We start from the raw sequence: 15,535 nt of genomic DNA, 5'->3' as shown, positions 1-15,535 counted from the left end.
GGCTATCCTTCGAGAGATCGCTGCGCGGCGGCAGCGGCGGTTGTGGCCAACGACGTCACGCGCGGCGCGACGGCTTCCAGACTGCGCAGGGTTACCGCCAGCACGGACGCGCCCTTGCGCCGCGCCGCCAGCGTGGCGGGCAAGACGATCGGCATACCGTAGTCGTTGGACAGGCGTGCAGCCAGTTCGATGAGCTTGCCGGCCTGGGCCAGCGGCTTGCCTTCGGCATCGAGCAATTGCGGCAGCAGCGCCTCCAGCGTCTGAAGCGCGCGGCAGCCGGTGATCGCGCTGATGGATGCGGCGTCTGCCAACGTCTGCGCGAGCCGTCCGGCCAGGGCGAAGCCCTGCACCAGATGCGCCGCGATCTGCGCGGCGAACGGCTCGGGGTCCAGTAAACCGGCGTCGGCCAGCCGCGCGATTGCCTCAGCCGCCTGCGCGCGCTGTTCGGTCATCTTCGCCGATGCGGCCAGCGCCAAGGCCGAGTACACGGGCTCGCCGGGCGGCAACCGGGACGCGCCCAGCGCCGTCAGCAGTGGCCCCAGGCCGCGCACGTTGATGACCTGCACCGCCGCGCACCACATCGGATGGAAATGCGCGGCCAACGTGTCGGGGTTGGATTGCAGCAGCCAGGCCGTCCATTGCACGACCTGGTCGTAGCCATCCTGCTCGCGCGCCTCCTGGGCGCGGAAAGTGAATTCAGCGGGCACGTCCGCGACATCGAGGGCCGGCGACGCGGAGGCCGCGGTGTCCGTCGCCATCCAGAACGGCTTGGCGCCATCGCCCAGCACGGCCAGGTCTCGCGAAAACGTGCCATCGCCCGACTCGGCAAGCACGCGCTCCCACCCGACGCGCTGCGCGGGGACGGGCGCCGGCGGGCGGAACGGCGTGCCCTGCGCCCGGCTCGACCGCAGGTCGTGAAAGACGCCGGCCAGCAAGGCCAGCGGCGAATGCGTCGGCAGATATTGGCAGCCCCAGCGGGAAGTCCAGGTTTCATCGGCCTTCCAGTCGCCAGTCTCTGCGTCGTAGCGGCTGCTGGAGACCGTTTGTTCTTGCAATGCCACGCCGACGGGATCCGGCTTACCCGCGATGGCCACGACGTACCGGGCATAGCCTCGAAAACTGACGTTTTCCCGGCCCAGCAGCGCGGCGGCCAGCAGGCGGCGCGGCGACGCGTCGCGTTCCTCCCACACCGACTCGATGATCTCGCCGGCGCGGTGTTGCAACGCCTCGGGCAGCGGTTGGTGCGGACGGACGGCCAGGTAATCGAAGATGCGCGGCAAGTCGGCGCCGTGCCCGGTGCCCTCGAACTGCGCCGCGATCAGCGCGTGCAATTCCTCGTCGCCGCAGATGCCGGGCGCTTGCTCGGGGAGATCCGGCAGCGGCTTGCGGCGCGGCGCCGGCATCGTGATCGCCTGCGATGCACAGTCGCCGCCAACCTTGGCGCGCGCCTGACCATGCGCTTGACCATGCGCCTGACCGCTGGCCTCGGCCGGCTGCGTTTCGGGGGATGGCGTCACCAGCTTGCGCGCCAGCGACGCCAGGTCCAACGGCATGCCGTCCAGCGCGTCGCCCACGATCCGCGAGACGCGATCCTGCTGGCCGGCATCTGTCTTTAGCGCCGCAAACAGCCCGAGCTGGGCCTTGACGAGCTTCTTTTCCGAACGGGTCAAAACCGCGGCTCCGGCCTCGATCATCGCTTCCACATCCAACTGTCCGGTGGCGCGCTTGAGCATGTCCAGCGCCAGTCCGACCGCGGTGCTGGGCGCCGTGCCCAGCACGGCAAAGTACGTGTGCTGGCGGGCCGCGATCTCATGCGAGGCCGGATCGGCCAGGCGATGCATGCGCAAATACCACGCAATGGTCTTCGCTGGAAAATCGCGCAGCAGCGCTTCCAACGATTCGGCGAGCAGGCGGTCGCGGAACGCGGGGGTGTCCTGGCAAAGCGTGAGGACGGCGGCGTCCCAGGCGGGACCGGTGCGCTCCATGAGCAGGTAATCGGCGCCCATGCCCTCAACCCGGAACAGGGCCCAGAACTCGCGCTCGATCTGATCGGGGTGCGTCTGCAGATAGGCGGCCATGCACTGGCCATGATCCACGTCCAGCTGTCCGTCCCCGCCGATGGCGCTGACCTGTTGCACGAAACAGCGCAGATAAGGCATGGGTAACGGCGCATCGCCGTCCAACCGGACCAGCGCGTGGCATACCGGCCAGGCCAGATCCTCGGCCCACCAGCGCTGCTCCGCCAGCAGCTCGACGAACGCGGCGCGCCACGGCGCGTCCCGGCCCGCCGCGGCTTCGGTGACAGCCGGCGCCATCTCGACGTGTCGCCCGGCATATTCGCGCTTGCGCACCATGTCCGCGGGCGCCAGCGTGTCCGCCACGGGCTTGGGCTTGCCCAACGCCGCCAACACAAAGCACGCCCGGGGCGTGGGACCTTCCGCGCTGAACAGGCGGGATGGCGGCAAGGTCTTGGCCAGCGCGGCGCGATCCTTTTCGTTCGCGCCATCCAGTGCGCGCGCAAAAGACGCAATATCCGCCGCGTCGCCGCCGGCGGCGGCCTCGCGCAGCGCCGCACGGCGTTCGGTCAGGCAGAGGGTCATGCGTCGGTTCCAGATGCATTAAGCGGGTCAAGAAACAGGCGTACCGCCAGCGTGTGCTTGCAGGGCCCGCGCGTGCCTTGATATTTGGCGTGCCAAGGGCAGGTGCATCGGTCCAGGACGGGCTCGGCGCCCAGCGCAACCCGGTAGCGCTGCTGCGCCGACTGTACGGAGTACTGCCCCTCGCCTTCCCGCTGGACGCCACCGCCGGCCACCAGCTTGCGTGCGTCGGCAAGCCGCGGATGCAGCGTATCGAGCAGGCCCGCCTGCACCGGCAGCGGCCGATGGAAATACGCGCCGGCCGCCAGATCGAAGCCCACCTGGCCGGAAGACGCCAGCACACTCAGCGCGGACAGGATCTGCGAATCCGGCAGCAGAGCCCGCTTGGCCAGCCGCGCAATATCGATGCGCGGCTCGAAAGCCAGCAGCGTCGATACGAACGCCGCATCCTCATTCGCATCTGCGCCCGCGACCCGATGCAGCACCGCCCCCTCGCCCGAGAATCCGCGCGATTTCTCCGGGCTGAGGCCCAGCGTGACCCGCGCACCCGGCAACTCCAGCACCCAGGCGCTGGCTAGCGGCAACGCCCCTGCCGCCACATCGGCCCCATACGCGCGCAGCGCCGTGGCATGTCGCAGCAAGGGTTCGAGGACGCGCAGCCGTTCCGGCCCCGCCACGCAGACCGCGCCGGGCGTGGCCTGCGTGGCCAGCCGTAGCGAACGGGCAGCCTGCGTCGCCCACATCACGGTCTTGGTCGCCGACGACCGCGGCAAGGCCTGCACGAACTGACGCAAGGCCGGCCCCGTCAGCGCGTGGCGGCACGCCATGTCCGCCGACAGCATCTGCGTCTCGGCAAAGCCGTTGAGCCAGCGCGCGGGCAGCGGCACTTTCTCTTCGACGATCTCACCCGCCTGCGTCGTCACCCGCAACGCATCGCTACCCACGTTCAGGTGCAGGGCCTCCGACGGGCGCAGCCCCGCCAGCGCTTGGCGCAGCGGCGGATTCACGTCCACGTTGGTGACGCCTGCCGCCAGGTGCGTGGCGTCCAGCGCCGCCACGTCCACGTCCAGGCGCGCGTACACGCCGCAGCACACGCTGAAGGACTCGAAGCGCAGGCCCTCGGGCGTGGACGTCACGACCGGATCCGCCGCCCGCAGCACCGCTGCCAGCGTGTTTGGCGGCACGTAGAAGCGCGTGCGCGCCACCCGCGCCAGCATCAGCAGCGCTTGCGCCACCACGGCGGGCTGCGCGACAAATCCGGAGAAGAAGAAGGGATGCGCCACCGCGCCCGACGGCGCAAGACCGCCGCTGGTGGCCAGGTTCAGGTCGGCCTGGCCCTGCCGCTGGGCGATGTCGGAGGGGGCAAGATAGGCGTAGGCCAGCTCCGTCATGCTTTATGGCTCCTGGACGGCGGCGAAACGCGGCGCGGCTCCTTTGCCGTCAAAGGCAGGGACGAATACGGGCGATCTGGCTGGGGCGCACGCCTGCCGCAGGGGGTCAGCGCCAATGAGACTTTCAGCTGCTTGTTCATTGGGGACACATCTTAACTGGCCTGGGCAGGCGCCCGGCCACCGACTGCGCGCAAAGCTTGTGGGTTTTACACCGGCTTTGCCATAATGGCGCCGCCTGTACGCCCGTATGCTGGATTTTTCGAATGTGCGGCGGGCACGGAACCAAAGGCAAGCGGTGCGTTCCAACTCGGCGCACTGTCCCCCTTAACCATCAAAAGAGAAACTCACCATGATCAAGTCCGATGACACCGGCAAGCTGATCCTGCGCCTGACCCTCGGTATTCTGATTCTGCTCCATGGACTGGCCAAACTGACCGGCGGCGGCGTCGGCGGCATCAGCGGCATGCTGTCCTCCCACGGCTTGCCCGGGTTCCTGGCCTACGGCGTCTACGTGGGCGAAATCATTGCCCCTGTCCTGCTGATCATCGGCGTCTACACGCGTCTGGGCGGTCTGATCATCGCCATCAACATGGTTGTCGCCATCCTGCTGGCGCACAGCGGCAGCATTGCCAGCATGACCAACAACGGCGGCTGGGCGCTTGAACTGCAAGGCATGTTCCTCTTCACCGGACTGGCCATCGCCTTCATGGGCGCCGGCCGTTTCAGCCTGGCCGGCAACGGCGGACGCTGGAACTGACCTTACGTCGCGCCCGCGCGCATTGCCGCGGGCGATCACGGCGACAGGGGACCGCATCATGCGGTCCCTTTCTTTTTGCGACGCAAATCACGCGTGTCCGCAGACATTGATACGAACGACATCGACCGTCACGCAGGCGCAATCACTGGTCACGCGAAAGCTGTTTCGGAACGATTACAGTCCCGAACTCGACCCCGCGGCCGTGGCCTAATCCCTTTGAGCGCAGGAAAGGCGTATCTCGCGCCTTGCGCCCGGCGGGAGCCGAAATATGAAGAAGCTTGTGTTGTTGTTGATAGCGATGGCCAGTGCCCTGAGCGGCTGCGTGGTTGTGCCGGCCCGGCCGGCCTACTACCGACCCGCGCCGGTCTATTACACGCCGCATTATTACTACTACCCGGCGTATCCCGCCCCGCATTATTACTATCGCGGCTATTGACCCGCGGACCTGCTGCGCAAAGGACATTCTCATGAACCCATCCTTCCAGATCGCCCGCTTGCGCCCCCTGGCCACTGCTGCGCTCCTGGCGGCCAGCGCGGCCGCTGCCGCGCAGAACGTCTATTCCACGCAGCAGGTGCCGGCTCCATCCGGCGCGAACGTCTATTCCACGCAGCAGGCGCCGGCACCATCCACCTATCAGCCCGGGTACGACGACGGCGACCCCGCCAACGCAAATCTCGCATTGGTCGACCGCAGTCCCGAACCGCCCCCGCCCCTGCCCGTCTATGTGCAGCCACCCGCCCCGGCCGATGGCTATATGTGGGTACCCGGCTACTGGAGCCGCAACCGCTACGGCTTTTTCTGGGTCCCGGGCGCGTGGGTGCTGGCGCCGTATCAGGGTGCGCTCTGGACGCCAGGATACTGGGGCTTTTCCAACGGCGTGTATCTCTGGAACCCGGGCTACTGGGGGCCCCATGTGGGCTTTTATGGCGGCATCAACTATGGCTTCGGCTATACCGGCCTGGGGTATGTCGGCGGCTACTGGAAGCGCGACCGCTTCTACTACAACCGGTCCGTCACGAACGTGAACGTTACGCGCGTGACCAACGTCTACCACCGCGACATCATCGTCAACAATGTGGACAACCGCCGTGTCAGCTATCACGGCGGACCTCAAGGTGTGCGTCGCAACGCCGACCCGCGTGAACTGGCCGCGCGCCGCGACCGCCATTCCGGCCCCACGGACGTGCAACGCGGCTACATCCGCGATGCGGGCGGCAACCGTGCGCAGTTCTATGAACACAACAAGGGACGGCCGCCTCAGGCATACCTGGATCATGCTGACAACGGCAGACCAGGTCGGGATGGCAGGAATGCGCAAGGCCGTCCCGACAGCGGCCCCACCGCAGTCCAGCGGAGCTTGGGGCTGACGGATGATCGGGGCCGCGACGGTCGGCCGCAAGGGCCGTCGCCGCAGGACCGCCTGCCGCAGGACCGCCTGCCGCAGGACCGCCAGCAGCAAGCGCGTGACCAGCAGGCCCGTGACCAGCTCGTCCGCGATCAACTCAAGAACGACCAGCGGCGGCAGCAACAGGTCCGTGAGCAGGACAACCGCAACCGGCTGCAGAACGACGCCCAGGCTCAACAGCAGCTCAGGCAGCAGCAGATGCGGGACCAGCAGGCGCGCCAGCAACTGCAGCGTGACCAACAGAACCAGCAGGATCTGCGCGATCGGCGGCAACAGGAACAACAGGCGCGCCAGCAGCGCGATCGCGATGACAGGGCCAGGCAGATGGCGCGCGACCGGCAGGAGCACGAGCAACAGGCGCGGCAGGAGCGGCAGGAGCGGCAACGTGACCAGCAGCAGTTGCTCCAGCAATCCAGACAGCAACAGCAACGCGATCAGCAGTCTCAGCAAGCCCGCCAACAGCAGCAGCAACAGCTGATTCAGACCCGTCAGCAACAACAGCGTGATCAGCAGGCCCAGCAGGCTCGGCAACAACAGCAGCGCGATGCCCAGCAATCCCGCCCGCCCTCCGTGCGCGACCAGCTCAAGGGCAACGGGCGCGGACCGGATGGCGGCTGAACTGGACCCTCGTTCGCCTCGCCGCTACAGTAGGCAGCTTGCCGCGGCATTTCCGCGGTCCCGATAGGAGACACCCATGAAGCGCATTGCCCCCTGGATCCTGGTCTGCGGCCTGATGGCCGGGACGTCGGCGCACGCAGCACTTCCCGTGGGCGCAGCCGCGCCGGACTTCAGCGTGCCCGCCTCGCTGGGCGGCAACGAATACACATTCAAGCTGAACGAAGCGCTCAAGCAAGGCCCTGTGGTGCTGTATTTCTTCCCGGCGGCATTCACGCAGGGCTGCACCATCGAAGCCCACAACTTTGCCGAAGCCACCGACGAATACAAGGCGCTGGGTGCCACCGTCGTCGGCGTCTCCACCGACAACATCGACACGCTCAAGAAGTTTTCCGTCAGCGAATGCCGCAACAAATTTGCCGTCGCGGCAGACAGCGACGGCAAGGTGATGAAGGCGTATGACGCTGTGCACGACAGGCGGCCCGAGTATGCGCAGCGCGTGTCGTACGTGATCTCGCCCGAAGGCAAGATCCTGTATGAATTCACGGACATGAGTCCCGAATCGCACGTGGCGAACACGATGCGGGCGCTGCGGGACTGGAAGGCAAAGCAGTAGGACGGCAGCGCGCCAACAAGATACGCGCCGCCTGCAAGCCTTAATTGAACGGCCAGACCGTCGGGTGCGTGCCCGGGGGGCTGGACGGCCGGATCCATCGCGCCGGCGTCTCCGAGAAGCGCGCTGCATGGCGCACGGCGACCAGTTCACCAAAGCCTGACGGCGACGTCTCCATCAGGCCGTCAAATCCAGGCATCGCACAGTCCAACCCGCCGTCCACCCGGCCCAGGCCGCGCAGCCAGTGCGCCGTCTGAGCAAGCGACACGCGCACGTGCCAGCTGCCGCCTTCGGTCGCCTGACGCGCCAGCGCCACCTGCGCGCCGAACGCCATCAGATAACCGGACGCATGATCCAGGATCTGCATGGGCAGCGCTTTGGGCGCGGCTTGGCCGGCCGCCAGCGCTTCCGCGTGGTTGAAGCCCGTGGCCGTCTGCACCAGGGAATCGAAGCCGCGGCGGTTCGCCCACGGGCCCGTCGTGCCATACGCACTAAGCGACACGTAGACAATGCCGGGCCGGATGCGCGCCGCATCCTGCGGACCGAAGCCCAGCGCGGACATCCCGCCCGGCCGGTAGCCCTGCACAAAGATGTGCGCGCTGCGCAGCAGGTTGCCCAGCGCGATGCGCCCATCGGCCGTGTCCAGGTCCGCCAGCACAGACAGCTTGCCGCGGCTGGTGTCAATGATGTTGTCGATGTTGGGCAGTTGCGGACTGTTGACCAGCATGACGTCCGCGCCGTAAGCCGCCAGCGCCCGGCCGCAAACCGGACCGGCGATGATGCGCGTCAGGTCCAGCACACGGATGTCCTGCAACGGACGCGCGTTCTGTGCGTACTTGGGCAGCGGGCGCGGGTCGGCCTCGCCGATGCGTTCGATGGTCAGCAGCGGCTGCGCCGCGACGGCCTGCCCTTGCGGGTGGCGGTCCCATTCCTCGAAAGAGCGCATGGCTGACACGACCATGCCGGCATCGGCAGCAACCTGTTCGAAGTCCAGCGCCTTCCAGCGGCTCAGCGCGCGCTCCACCGCCTCGCGCGTCGCGCCGTCGCCGGTCGGGCAGCCCAGCAACGCCAGCGCCCCGTCGCGGTGATGCGCGAAATTGGCGTGAATGCGCACCCAGCCGCCATCGCCGCAGCGATAGACACCCGTAATGGGATCCCAGATGTTGGGCGTGACCCCGTTGATCGTGAAGTGGCTGCGGCACTCCTGCGCCGCGTGCAGCATGTCGACGCTAACCTGCTGCCGCGCGCCGCCGCGCAAATGCCAGACCTCTGCAGCGGCCAGCGCGGCGGCCGACATGCTGGCCTGCGCGGCGGTACCCACGGCGAACGAGGAGGGGACGACAGGGTCGGCGCCCGTCAGCACCACGTGCTCCAGCGACTCGCCCGGCAAATCGACCGATTGCCAGAGCTTCTGCAAGACATCCCGGGTCGTCTTGCCGGCGGGTGTTCGTCCCTTCAGAAAGGACGGGCGAAAGTCCATCAGATTTCCCATAGCGTTTGCCTGCTTTAGTCGTTTATTTGCATTACATGGCGCGCCCCACCCTGCGTCAATACGCCCCGCGGGCCAGCGTGTTTCGGGGTTTGACGGCAAAATCCGGCCCGCCGGCCTCCCGCAGGCCTGCCCGCCGCTGCCCCTCGCGCGGGCCCGGCGCAGCGGGTTGCACCGCAATACCCGTCACATCTCCTCGTAGTTTTTACATCGGCTTCCAAGCGCCGCCCGCCGGGGGCAGGGGCAGGCACAGGATAGAATCGCAGCCTCGCCGGCCCGCCCGCCCGGCCCGTCTCCTGGAGCTCTCCCGATGAATACGCTGCTCTGGTTACGCACCGACCTGCGCATGCACGACAACGCCGCGCTGGCCGCGGCGGCCGAGGCCGGCACGGTCACCGCCCTATTCCTGGCCGCCCCGGGTCAATGGCGCCAGCATGGCGATTCCCCGGCCAAGGTGGATTTCTGGCTGCGCAACCTGCGTGAGCTGTCCCGCGACCTGGCGCAAGCCGGCATTCCTCTGAAGCTGGTGACCGTGGACGACTGGCGCCACGCGCCGCGCGCCTTGGCCGGGTTCTGCCAGGAGCACGCGATCGAACAGGTCCATGCCAACGCCGAATGGGGCATCAACGAGCGGCGCCGCGACGACGCGGTCGCAAGCGCCCTGGCGGACATCGGTGTCGACTGGACCCTGCACCATGGCGCAACGCTGCTGCGTCCCGGCACCGTGCTTAACGGCAAGGGCGAGTGCTACCGCGTCTACACGCCCTACGCCCGCACCTGCCGCGAGCGACTGCGCAGCGCGCCGCTGCGTCCCATCCCCGCGCCGCGCGCTCAGACGCCGCCGCGCTGGCAGGCCGATCCGCTGCCGGAATCGTTCAAGGGGTTCGACGCGCCCAATGACGCCGTCCGGGCGCTGTGGCCGGCGGGGGAAACCGCGGCCAGCGACCGTCTGGCCGCCTTTGCCGACGACGCCATCTTTGCGTACAAGGACGAGCGCGACTTTCCGTCGCTGCCCGCAACCAGTTGCCTGTCGCCCTACCTAGCCGCGGGCGTCCTGTCGCCGGGGCAGGCGCTACGCGCCGCGCTGTCGGCCAACCAGGGTGAGATCGACAGCGGCAAGGCCGGCGCCGCCACCTGGATCAACGAACTGCTTTGGCGCGAGTTCTACCAGCACCTGCTGGCCGCCTTTCCCGCCCTGTCCATGCACCGGCCCATGAAGCCGGAAACCGCCGCCGTGCCGTGGCGCGACGCGCCCGACGACCTGGCGGCCTGGCAGCAGGGCAAGACCGGCATCCCGATTGTGGACGCCGCCATGCGCCAGATGCTGGCGCTGGGCTGGATGCACAACCGGCTGCGCATGGTGACGGCCATGTTCCTGTCCAAGAATCTACTGATCGACTGGCGTCTGGGCGAAGCGTGGTTCATGAGCCAGCTCGTGGACGGCGACCTGGCCGCCAACAACGGCGGCTGGCAATGGAGCGCCTCGACGGGCGCCGACGCCGTGCCCTATTTCCGCGTCTTCAATCCGTTGTCGCAATCGCGCAGGTTCGATCCGCGCGGCGTGTTCCTGCGCGAATGGCTGCCCGAGCTGGCGCACCTGGACGACAAGGCGATCCACGATCCCAACCCGATGGAGCGCGCCGCCGCAGGCTATCCCGAGCCGATCGTCGACCTGGCGCAAAGCCGGTTGCGCGCGCTGGAAGCCTTCGGCAACCTGCCCGCCGCCTGAGGGGCGTTGAACCCTGAGCGGCGTTGACGTACGTCATTGCCGCCGCCGCGGCAGTCCCCGATCATGCCCTCGCCCATCACAGGACGAGCAACGCATGCGCAACAATCAGCCGGTCAATGACCGGGAATATGTACTACGCGACGAGCAATACCTGATCTCCCGCACCGATTCCCGCGGCCGGATCATCTATGCGAATCCGGCCTTTATCGAGGTCAGCGGCTTCTCGCGCGAGGAACTGGTCGGCGCGCCCCACAACATCGTCCGCCACCCGGACATGCCGCCCGCCGCCTTCGAAGACCTGTGGCGCACCGTTCAGCGCGGCGAACCGTGGACGGGCATGGTCAAGAATCGCCGCAAGGACGGCGGCTTTTATTGGGTGCTGGCCGATGTCACGCCTATCATCGAGCGCGGCGTGACGGTCTGCTACGCGTCGGTGCGCGTGAAGCCAACGCGCGCGCAGATCGAGGCCGCGCAAGCCGCCTACGACAAGCTGCGGACCGTTGCTGCGCCTGGCATCCAGTTGCACGGCGGCCAGGTCCGGCCCACCGGGCTGCGCGGCATCCTGGCGCGGTTGACGCATGGACGGCTGACCGGCGTGCGCGCCCGCATGCTGGCATGGGCGGTGCTGTCGTCATCCCTTTTCCTGGCCGCGGCCGGCGCGGCGATCTACGGTCTGCACACGCGCCTGACCCCCGAGGCATTGGCCTTTGCCGCGGCGTTGACCGCGGTCGGCGTCGCCCTGATCTTTGCGGCGGGCTGGAGCATTGCCCGGTCCATCGCCGGGCTGCTGGGGTCGGCAACCGACTTCACGCGCCAGATCGCGGCGGGCAACCTGAGCGCGCCGCTTCCCGACGCCCTGCCCCGGGACGAAATCGGCGAGCTGAAGTTCTCCCTGGAAGTCATGCGCAAGAGCCTCGTCAGCATCACCCGCGACGTGCACGCCGGCATCGACGCCGTAAGCCGCACGATCACCGAAACCGATAGCGCCGCGCAGGACAACACCGCGCGTGTCGAGCTGGCCTCACAGGCCGTGGAAAATCTGCGCACCGATGGCGCCCGGTTGCGTGACGCCATCGAAGTGTTCCGCGTGTCCGCCACCGGCGCGTTCAGGCGCTAGCGGCCGCTTCCTTGTCCAGGCGCTTGATGAACACCTGCAACTCCTTGACGACCTGCTGGTCGCCCCGCGCCTGAGCCGCCTGCAATCCGGACTCCCAGGCGGCGCGCGCGCCCGGCTTGTCGCCCAGCCCGAGACAGGCCTTGCCCAGCCATTTCCAGGCGACGGAATACGTGGGATCAAACGCCAGCGCCGCGCGCAGATGCGTGGCGGCTTCGGCATAGCTTTCCCGCTCCGCATAAGCCTTGCCCAGCGAATACCGCAGCAGCAGGTTGTCCGTGCCCTTGGCCAGCATCGCCTCAAGCCGCTCGATCATTCCTTCCATGCGGGGCTCCTCTCATCTCTGATCTTCAGCAACACCGCATCATAGAACCGGCATGGCCTCGCGGCGCCAAAGCCCCCACGCCCCTGTCCGGCGCTACACTCGCAGGTCTGCCCCGCGCCCGCGCCGCCGCGCACGGACGCCCGATTTCAGGAGCCCGCATGAGCACGATCCATGATTTCTCCGCCCGCGCCATCGACGGCACGGAACAGTCTCTAGAAACGTACCGCGGCCGCGTGCTGCTGGTGGTGAACGTCGCGTCCAAATGCGGATTCACACCGCAATATGCGGGCCTCGAGGATCTTTACCGGTCGTTCCACGACGACGGACTGACCGTGCTGGGTTTTCCGTGCGACCAGTTCGGCCACCAAGAGCCCGGCGACGAGGCCGAAATCCAGAATTTCTGCAGCACCCAGTACGACATCACCTTCCCGCTGTTCGCCAAGATTGACGTCAACGGCGCAAACGCCCACCCGCTGTATCAGTGGCTCAAGGGCGAGAAGCCCGGCGTCTTCGGCACTGAAGGCATCAAGTGGAACTTCACCAAGTTCCTGGTCGGGCGCGACGGCCGCGTCATCAAGCGGTATGCGCCCACCGACACGCCGGCCAGCCTGCGCGAGGACATCGAGAAGGCCCTGTCCGCCCCCGTCTAACGCAGCGGCGGCAGCCGCCTGCGCACCGTGTGCGCCTTGACGATGGCGGTGTTGGTCTCGGCAAATTCGGTCACGCGCTCCAGTATGCCGTCCAGATGCGTGATCGACCTGAGCACCATGCGGGCGATGAAGCAGTCATCGCCCGTCACCTTGTCGCACTCCACGAATTCCGGAATCTGCTGGATCAGGCCTTCCACGTGGCGCAACTGCCCGGGCAGCGGCCGGATGCGCACAATGGCCTCCAGCGTATAACCCAGCGCCACCGGATCCACATCCAGCGTGTACGCGCGAATCACCCCCGACTCTTCAAGCCGCCGCATGCGGTCCGCGACGCTGGGCGCCGACATGCCGACCTGCCGCGCCAGATCGGCCGTGGTGGTGCGCGCATTGGCCGACAGCATCTCCACCAGACGGCGGTCGATTCCGTCCAGGACCGGACTTTCATTTTTTAGGTCGTTCTGCATAAATTCCACCCAAAGCAAGGTTGAATCGCGAAAGTGCCACGGCAAGATCATATAAGCGGATTGAACCGCCTGGGATAATTTCTCCATCAAATTCCTGGCCAGACGGCCCTTGGAGAACCATCATGATCCCCTCGACCGAACGCACCGGCCTCCTGCAGATGGCAGCCGCCATGACCCTGTCGGGCACCCTGGGCGTTTTCGTACTGGAGTCCGGGCAAAGCGCCTGGAACGTCGTCTTCTTTCGCTGTGTGTTCGGGGCGCTCTCGCTCTTTCTGTATTGCTGGGCGCGCGGTCTGCTCAAGCCCGGTCTTTTCACCGCGAAAACACTGGCCCTGGCGCTGATCGCCGGCGCGGCGCTGGTGCTGAACTGGGTGCTGCTGTTCTCGGCCTACCGCCTGGCGTCCATTTCGCTGGCCACTGCCGTCTACAACGTGCAGCCGTTTTTCCTGATCGGTCTGGGCGTGCTGTTCCTGGGTGAACGTCCTTCGCGCGGCAAGGTCGCCTGGTCGCTCGTGGCCTTTGCGGGCCTGCTGCTGGTGCTGCGTCTGGGCGACACCGGCGCGGCGGGCGGCGGCGCGTATCTCTCGGGGCTGATGCTGGGACTGGGCGCGGCCGCGCTGTATGGCATCACGGCCATCATCGTGAAGCGCCTGAAGGGCATCCCGCCGCAAGTGCTGGCGCTGGTGCAGGTGACGCTGGGCGCGGTCATGCTGCTGCCCATGGCGGACTTTAACGCCCTGCCCGCGCAGCCCGTGCAATGGGGCTATCTGGTGGCGCTGGGCCTCATCCATACCTGCCTGATGTACATCCTGATGTACTCGGCCATCCAGAAGCTGCCCACCACCTCCACCGCCGCGCTCAGCTTCATCTATCCCGCGGTCGCCATCCTGCTGGACCTCGTGGTCTACGGCCATCGCATGGATGCGACGCAGGTGGCGGGCGTGGCGCTGATCTTCCTGGCCGCTGCCGCCGTCAGCCTGAACTGGAACTGGCGCCTGCCGCGCAGCCCGCGGGCCGGTGCAGTCTGAACAGGCGGCATGGCCGGGGTCTTGCCCGCAGGAGCTGTCGAGGCAGCCTGCGGGCAAACCCGCACCCGGTCCCCGGTTATTCAGGCGTGCGTCCGGTTCGCGCCGCTATCATGGCCCTTCCCATCCGCGGGCGGCTGCCCGCGGCGCCATGATGAACAGGACACTCCCATGATCGATCTCTATTACTGGACTACCCCCAACGGTCACAAGATCACGATGTTCCTCGAAGAGACCGGGCTGCCGTACAAGATCCACCCGGTCAACATCGGCCGCGGCGACCAGTTCAAACCCGAATTCCTGGCCATCGCGCCCAACAACCGCATCCCCGCCATCGTCGACCAGGCCCCTGCCGATGGCGGCGCGCCGATTCCGTTGTTCGAATCAGGCGCCATCCTGCAGTACCTGGCCGAAAAGACCGGCAAGTTCCTGCCCGCCGACGTGCGCGGCCGCGCCGAAGTGTCGCAATGGCTCTTCTGGCAGATGGGCGGCCTGGGTCCCATGGCCGGCCAGAACCACCACTTCTCCGGCTATGCGCAGGAACGCATCGCCTACGCCATCGATCGCTACGTCAACGAAACCAATCGCCTGTACGGCGTGCTGAACAAACGGTTGGCCGACCGCGAATTCGTCGCCGGCGACTATTCCATCGCCGACATGGCGGCCTACCCTTGGATCGTGCCGCACGCCAAGCAGGGCCAGGACCTGAACGACTTTCCGCACCTCAAGCGCTGGTTCGACGCCATCCGCGCGCGCCCCGCGACGCAACGCGCCTACGCGCTGGCCGACACGGTCAACACCACGCCCCCGCTCAGCGACGACGAAGCGCGCCGCATCCTGTTCGGCCAGACCGCCCAACACGTCCGCTAACGCCAAAGGAGCGTGCCATGAACGCACCGCAACGCGTCTTTCGCCGCGCGCGCGCGGCCGATCTGCCTGCCATCGTGGCCATGCTGGCCGATGACGACCTGGGCGCCGGTCGCGAGGACGCCTCCGTCCCGCTGAACCCGCGCTATGTTGCCGCCTTCGCGGCAATTGAGCAGGATTCCAACCAATTCCTGGCCGTGGTTGAGCAGGATTTACAACTGGTGGGCTGTTTGCAGTTATCGTTCATACCCGGCCTGTCGCGGCTGGGCCTGTGGCGGGGCCAGATCGAAAGCGTGCGCATCGCGTCGGCGTTCCGCGGCGCGGGCCTGGGCCGCGCCATGTTCGAATGGGCCATCGAACAGTGCCGCAGCCAGGGCTGCGGGCTGGTCCAGCTCACCACGGACCGTGCGCGCCCCGATGCGCGCCGGTTCTACGAAAGCCTGGGTTTCAAGGCCAGCCACGATGGCATGAAGCTCAGCCTGTAACGTCTGAT

Annotated in this window: 16 protein-coding genes; 10 read left to right on the top strand and 6 right to left on the bottom strand. The window is 67.3% G+C overall.

Annotated elements, in window-relative coordinates; all coding sequences use genetic code 11:
* Nucleotides 1–2: 2 nt before the first annotated feature.
* Together KW836_RS13400 and KW836_RS13395 are read right to left on the bottom strand one after the other, a co-directional pair.
* Nucleotides 3–2,600, bottom strand: a complete 2,598-nt coding sequence (locus KW836_RS13400) for a DUF6493 family protein (protein ID WP_218343583.1) — start codon at nt 2,598–2,600, stop codon at nt 3–5.
* Nucleotides 2,597–3,988 (bottom strand): SWIM zinc finger family protein, encoded by a 1,392-nt coding sequence (locus KW836_RS13395; RefSeq protein WP_218343582.1) that lies wholly within the window; start codon nt 3,986–3,988, stop codon nt 2,597–2,599. Before KW836_RS13395 ends, KW836_RS13400 begins: the two co-directional genes overlap by 4 nt.
* A 349-nt stretch (nt 3,989–4,337) precedes the next feature.
* Between KW836_RS13395 and KW836_RS13390 the strand changes: the two genes are divergently transcribed.
* From KW836_RS13390 to KW836_RS13375, 4 genes are all read left to right on the top strand, one after another.
* Nucleotides 4,338–4,745 carry a DoxX family protein gene (locus KW836_RS13390; RefSeq protein ID WP_175121881.1) on the top strand — a complete coding sequence of 136 codons (408 nt, stop codon included), beginning with the start codon at nt 4,338–4,340 and terminating at the stop codon, nt 4,743–4,745.
* Between the two features lie 268 nt (nt 4,746–5,013).
* A complete protein-coding gene (locus KW836_RS13385) occupies nt 5,014–5,181 on the top strand; it encodes a hypothetical protein (RefSeq protein WP_175139197.1) in 168 nt (55 codons plus the stop codon).
* 31 nt (nt 5,182–5,212) lie between these two features.
* Entirely contained in the window at nt 5,213–6,769 is a 1,557-nt protein-coding gene (locus KW836_RS13380; protein ID WP_218343581.1) for an adenylate cyclase, read from the top strand.
* 76 nt (nt 6,770–6,845) lie between these two features.
* Nucleotides 6,846–7,382 carry a peroxiredoxin gene (locus KW836_RS13375; protein ID WP_175121884.1) on the top strand — a complete coding sequence of 179 codons (537 nt, stop codon included), beginning with the start codon at nt 6,846–6,848 and terminating at the stop codon, nt 7,380–7,382.
* A 40-nt stretch (nt 7,383–7,422) separates the two neighbouring features.
* Here the strand turns inward: KW836_RS13375 and KW836_RS13370 are convergent, their stop codons facing one another.
* Nucleotides 7,423–8,871, bottom strand: a complete 1,449-nt coding sequence (locus KW836_RS13370; RefSeq protein WP_218343580.1) for a CoA transferase — start codon at nt 8,869–8,871, stop codon at nt 7,423–7,425.
* A gap of 307 nt (nt 8,872–9,178) precedes the next feature.
* Here KW836_RS13370 and phrB point away from each other — a divergent pair, with 307 nt between their 5' ends.
* Complete coding sequence (gene phrB, locus KW836_RS13365; protein ID WP_218343579.1) at nt 9,179–10,597, top strand: deoxyribodipyrimidine photo-lyase; 1,419 nt, start codon at nt 9,179–9,181, stop codon at nt 10,595–10,597.
* Between the two features lie 94 nt (nt 10,598–10,691).
* The gene (locus tag KW836_RS13360) at nt 10,692–11,714 is read left to right on the top strand and encodes a PAS domain-containing methyl-accepting chemotaxis protein (protein WP_218343578.1); all 1,023 of its coding nucleotides are present in this window, start codon (nt 10,692–10,694) and stop codon (nt 11,712–11,714) included.
* Here KW836_RS13360 and KW836_RS13355 read toward each other — a convergent pair.
* Nucleotides 11,704–12,036, bottom strand: coding sequence for a tetratricopeptide repeat protein (locus KW836_RS13355; protein WP_218343577.1), 333 nt, complete (start codon nt 12,034–12,036; stop codon nt 11,704–11,706). The two genes, KW836_RS13360 and KW836_RS13355, sit on opposite strands and share 11 nt — an antisense overlap.
* A gap of 158 nt (nt 12,037–12,194) precedes the next feature.
* Between KW836_RS13355 and KW836_RS13350 the strand changes: the two genes are divergently transcribed.
* A complete protein-coding gene (locus KW836_RS13350; RefSeq protein WP_175139191.1) occupies nt 12,195–12,686 on the top strand; it encodes a glutathione peroxidase in 492 nt (163 codons plus the stop codon).
* Here the strand turns inward: KW836_RS13350 and KW836_RS13345 are convergent.
* The gene (locus KW836_RS13345; protein ID WP_105238577.1) at nt 12,683–13,150 is read right to left on the bottom strand and encodes an Lrp/AsnC family transcriptional regulator; all 468 of its coding nucleotides are present in this window, start codon (nt 13,148–13,150) and stop codon (nt 12,683–12,685) included. The genes KW836_RS13350 and KW836_RS13345 overlap by 4 nt on opposite strands.
* Nucleotides 13,128–13,274, bottom strand: coding sequence for a hypothetical protein (locus tag KW836_RS13340; protein ID WP_175186130.1), 147 nt, complete (start codon nt 13,272–13,274; stop codon nt 13,128–13,130). The genes KW836_RS13345 and KW836_RS13340 overlap by 23 nt, the downstream gene beginning before the upstream one ends.
* Here KW836_RS13340 and KW836_RS13335 point away from each other — a divergent pair.
* From KW836_RS13335 to KW836_RS13325, 3 genes are all read left to right on the top strand, one after another.
* Nucleotides 13,273–14,178 carry a DMT family transporter gene (locus KW836_RS13335; RefSeq protein WP_218343576.1) on the top strand — a complete coding sequence of 302 codons (906 nt, stop codon included), beginning with the start codon at nt 13,273–13,275 and terminating at the stop codon, nt 14,176–14,178. The two genes, KW836_RS13340 and KW836_RS13335, sit on opposite strands and share 2 nt — an antisense overlap.
* 168 nt (nt 14,179–14,346) lie before the next feature.
* Nucleotides 14,347–15,045, top strand: coding sequence for a glutathione S-transferase N-terminal domain-containing protein (locus KW836_RS13330; RefSeq protein WP_175139190.1), 699 nt, complete (start codon nt 14,347–14,349; stop codon nt 15,043–15,045).
* A 17-nt stretch (nt 15,046–15,062) separates the two neighbouring features.
* The gene (locus KW836_RS13325; protein WP_218343575.1) at nt 15,063–15,527 is read left to right on the top strand and encodes a GNAT family N-acetyltransferase; all 465 of its coding nucleotides are present in this window, start codon (nt 15,063–15,065) and stop codon (nt 15,525–15,527) included.
* The last annotated feature ends 8 nt before the right edge of the window (nt 15,528–15,535 follow it).

The sequence above is a fragment of the Achromobacter sp. ACM05 genome (genome assembly GCF_019218915.1).
Lineage (GTDB): Bacteria > Pseudomonadota > Gammaproteobacteria > Burkholderiales > Burkholderiaceae_B > Achromobacter > Achromobacter animicus.
This window is presented reverse-complemented; position numbering and strand designations above follow the sequence as displayed.

What these genes read in the sequence shown, in the direction of transcription:
- KW836_RS13390 (WP_175121881.1), top strand. Translation starts at nt 4,338, where the DNA reads ATGATCAAGTCCGATGACACCGGCAAGCTGATCCTGCGCCTGACCCTC.
- KW836_RS13355 (WP_218343577.1), bottom strand. Translation starts at nt 12,036, where the DNA reads ATGGAAGGAATGATCGAGCGGCTTGAGGCGATGCTGGCCAAGGGCACG.
- KW836_RS13395 (WP_218343582.1), bottom strand. Translation starts at nt 3,988, where the DNA reads ATGACGGAGCTGGCCTACGCCTATCTTGCCCCCTCCGACATCGCCCAG.
- KW836_RS13375 (WP_175121884.1), top strand. Translation starts at nt 6,846, where the DNA reads ATGAAGCGCATTGCCCCCTGGATCCTGGTCTGCGGCCTGATGGCCGGG.
- phrB (WP_218343579.1), top strand. Translation starts at nt 9,179, where the DNA reads ATGAATACGCTGCTCTGGTTACGCACCGACCTGCGCATGCACGACAAC.
- KW836_RS13360 (WP_218343578.1), top strand. Translation starts at nt 10,692, where the DNA reads ATGCGCAACAATCAGCCGGTCAATGACCGGGAATATGTACTACGCGAC.
- KW836_RS13345 (WP_105238577.1), bottom strand. Translation starts at nt 13,150, where the DNA reads ATGCAGAACGACCTAAAAAATGAAAGTCCGGTCCTGGACGGAATCGAC.
- KW836_RS13335 (WP_218343576.1), top strand. Translation starts at nt 13,273, where the DNA reads ATGATCCCCTCGACCGAACGCACCGGCCTCCTGCAGATGGCAGCCGCC.
- KW836_RS13380 (WP_218343581.1), top strand. Translation starts at nt 5,213, where the DNA reads ATGAACCCATCCTTCCAGATCGCCCGCTTGCGCCCCCTGGCCACTGCT.
- KW836_RS13330 (WP_175139190.1), top strand. Translation starts at nt 14,347, where the DNA reads ATGATCGATCTCTATTACTGGACTACCCCCAACGGTCACAAGATCACG.
- KW836_RS13350 (WP_175139191.1), top strand. Translation starts at nt 12,195, where the DNA reads ATGAGCACGATCCATGATTTCTCCGCCCGCGCCATCGACGGCACGGAA.
- KW836_RS13400 (WP_218343583.1), bottom strand. Translation starts at nt 2,600, where the DNA reads ATGACCCTCTGCCTGACCGAACGCCGTGCGGCGCTGCGCGAGGCCGCC.
- KW836_RS13325 (WP_218343575.1), top strand. Translation starts at nt 15,063, where the DNA reads ATGAACGCACCGCAACGCGTCTTTCGCCGCGCGCGCGCGGCCGATCTG.
- KW836_RS13370 (WP_218343580.1), bottom strand. Translation starts at nt 8,871, where the DNA reads ATGGGAAATCTGATGGACTTTCGCCCGTCCTTTCTGAAGGGACGAACA.
- KW836_RS13340 (WP_175186130.1), bottom strand. Translation starts at nt 13,274, where the DNA reads ATGATGGTTCTCCAAGGGCCGTCTGGCCAGGAATTTGATGGAGAAATT.
- KW836_RS13385 (WP_175139197.1), top strand. Translation starts at nt 5,014, where the DNA reads ATGAAGAAGCTTGTGTTGTTGTTGATAGCGATGGCCAGTGCCCTGAGC.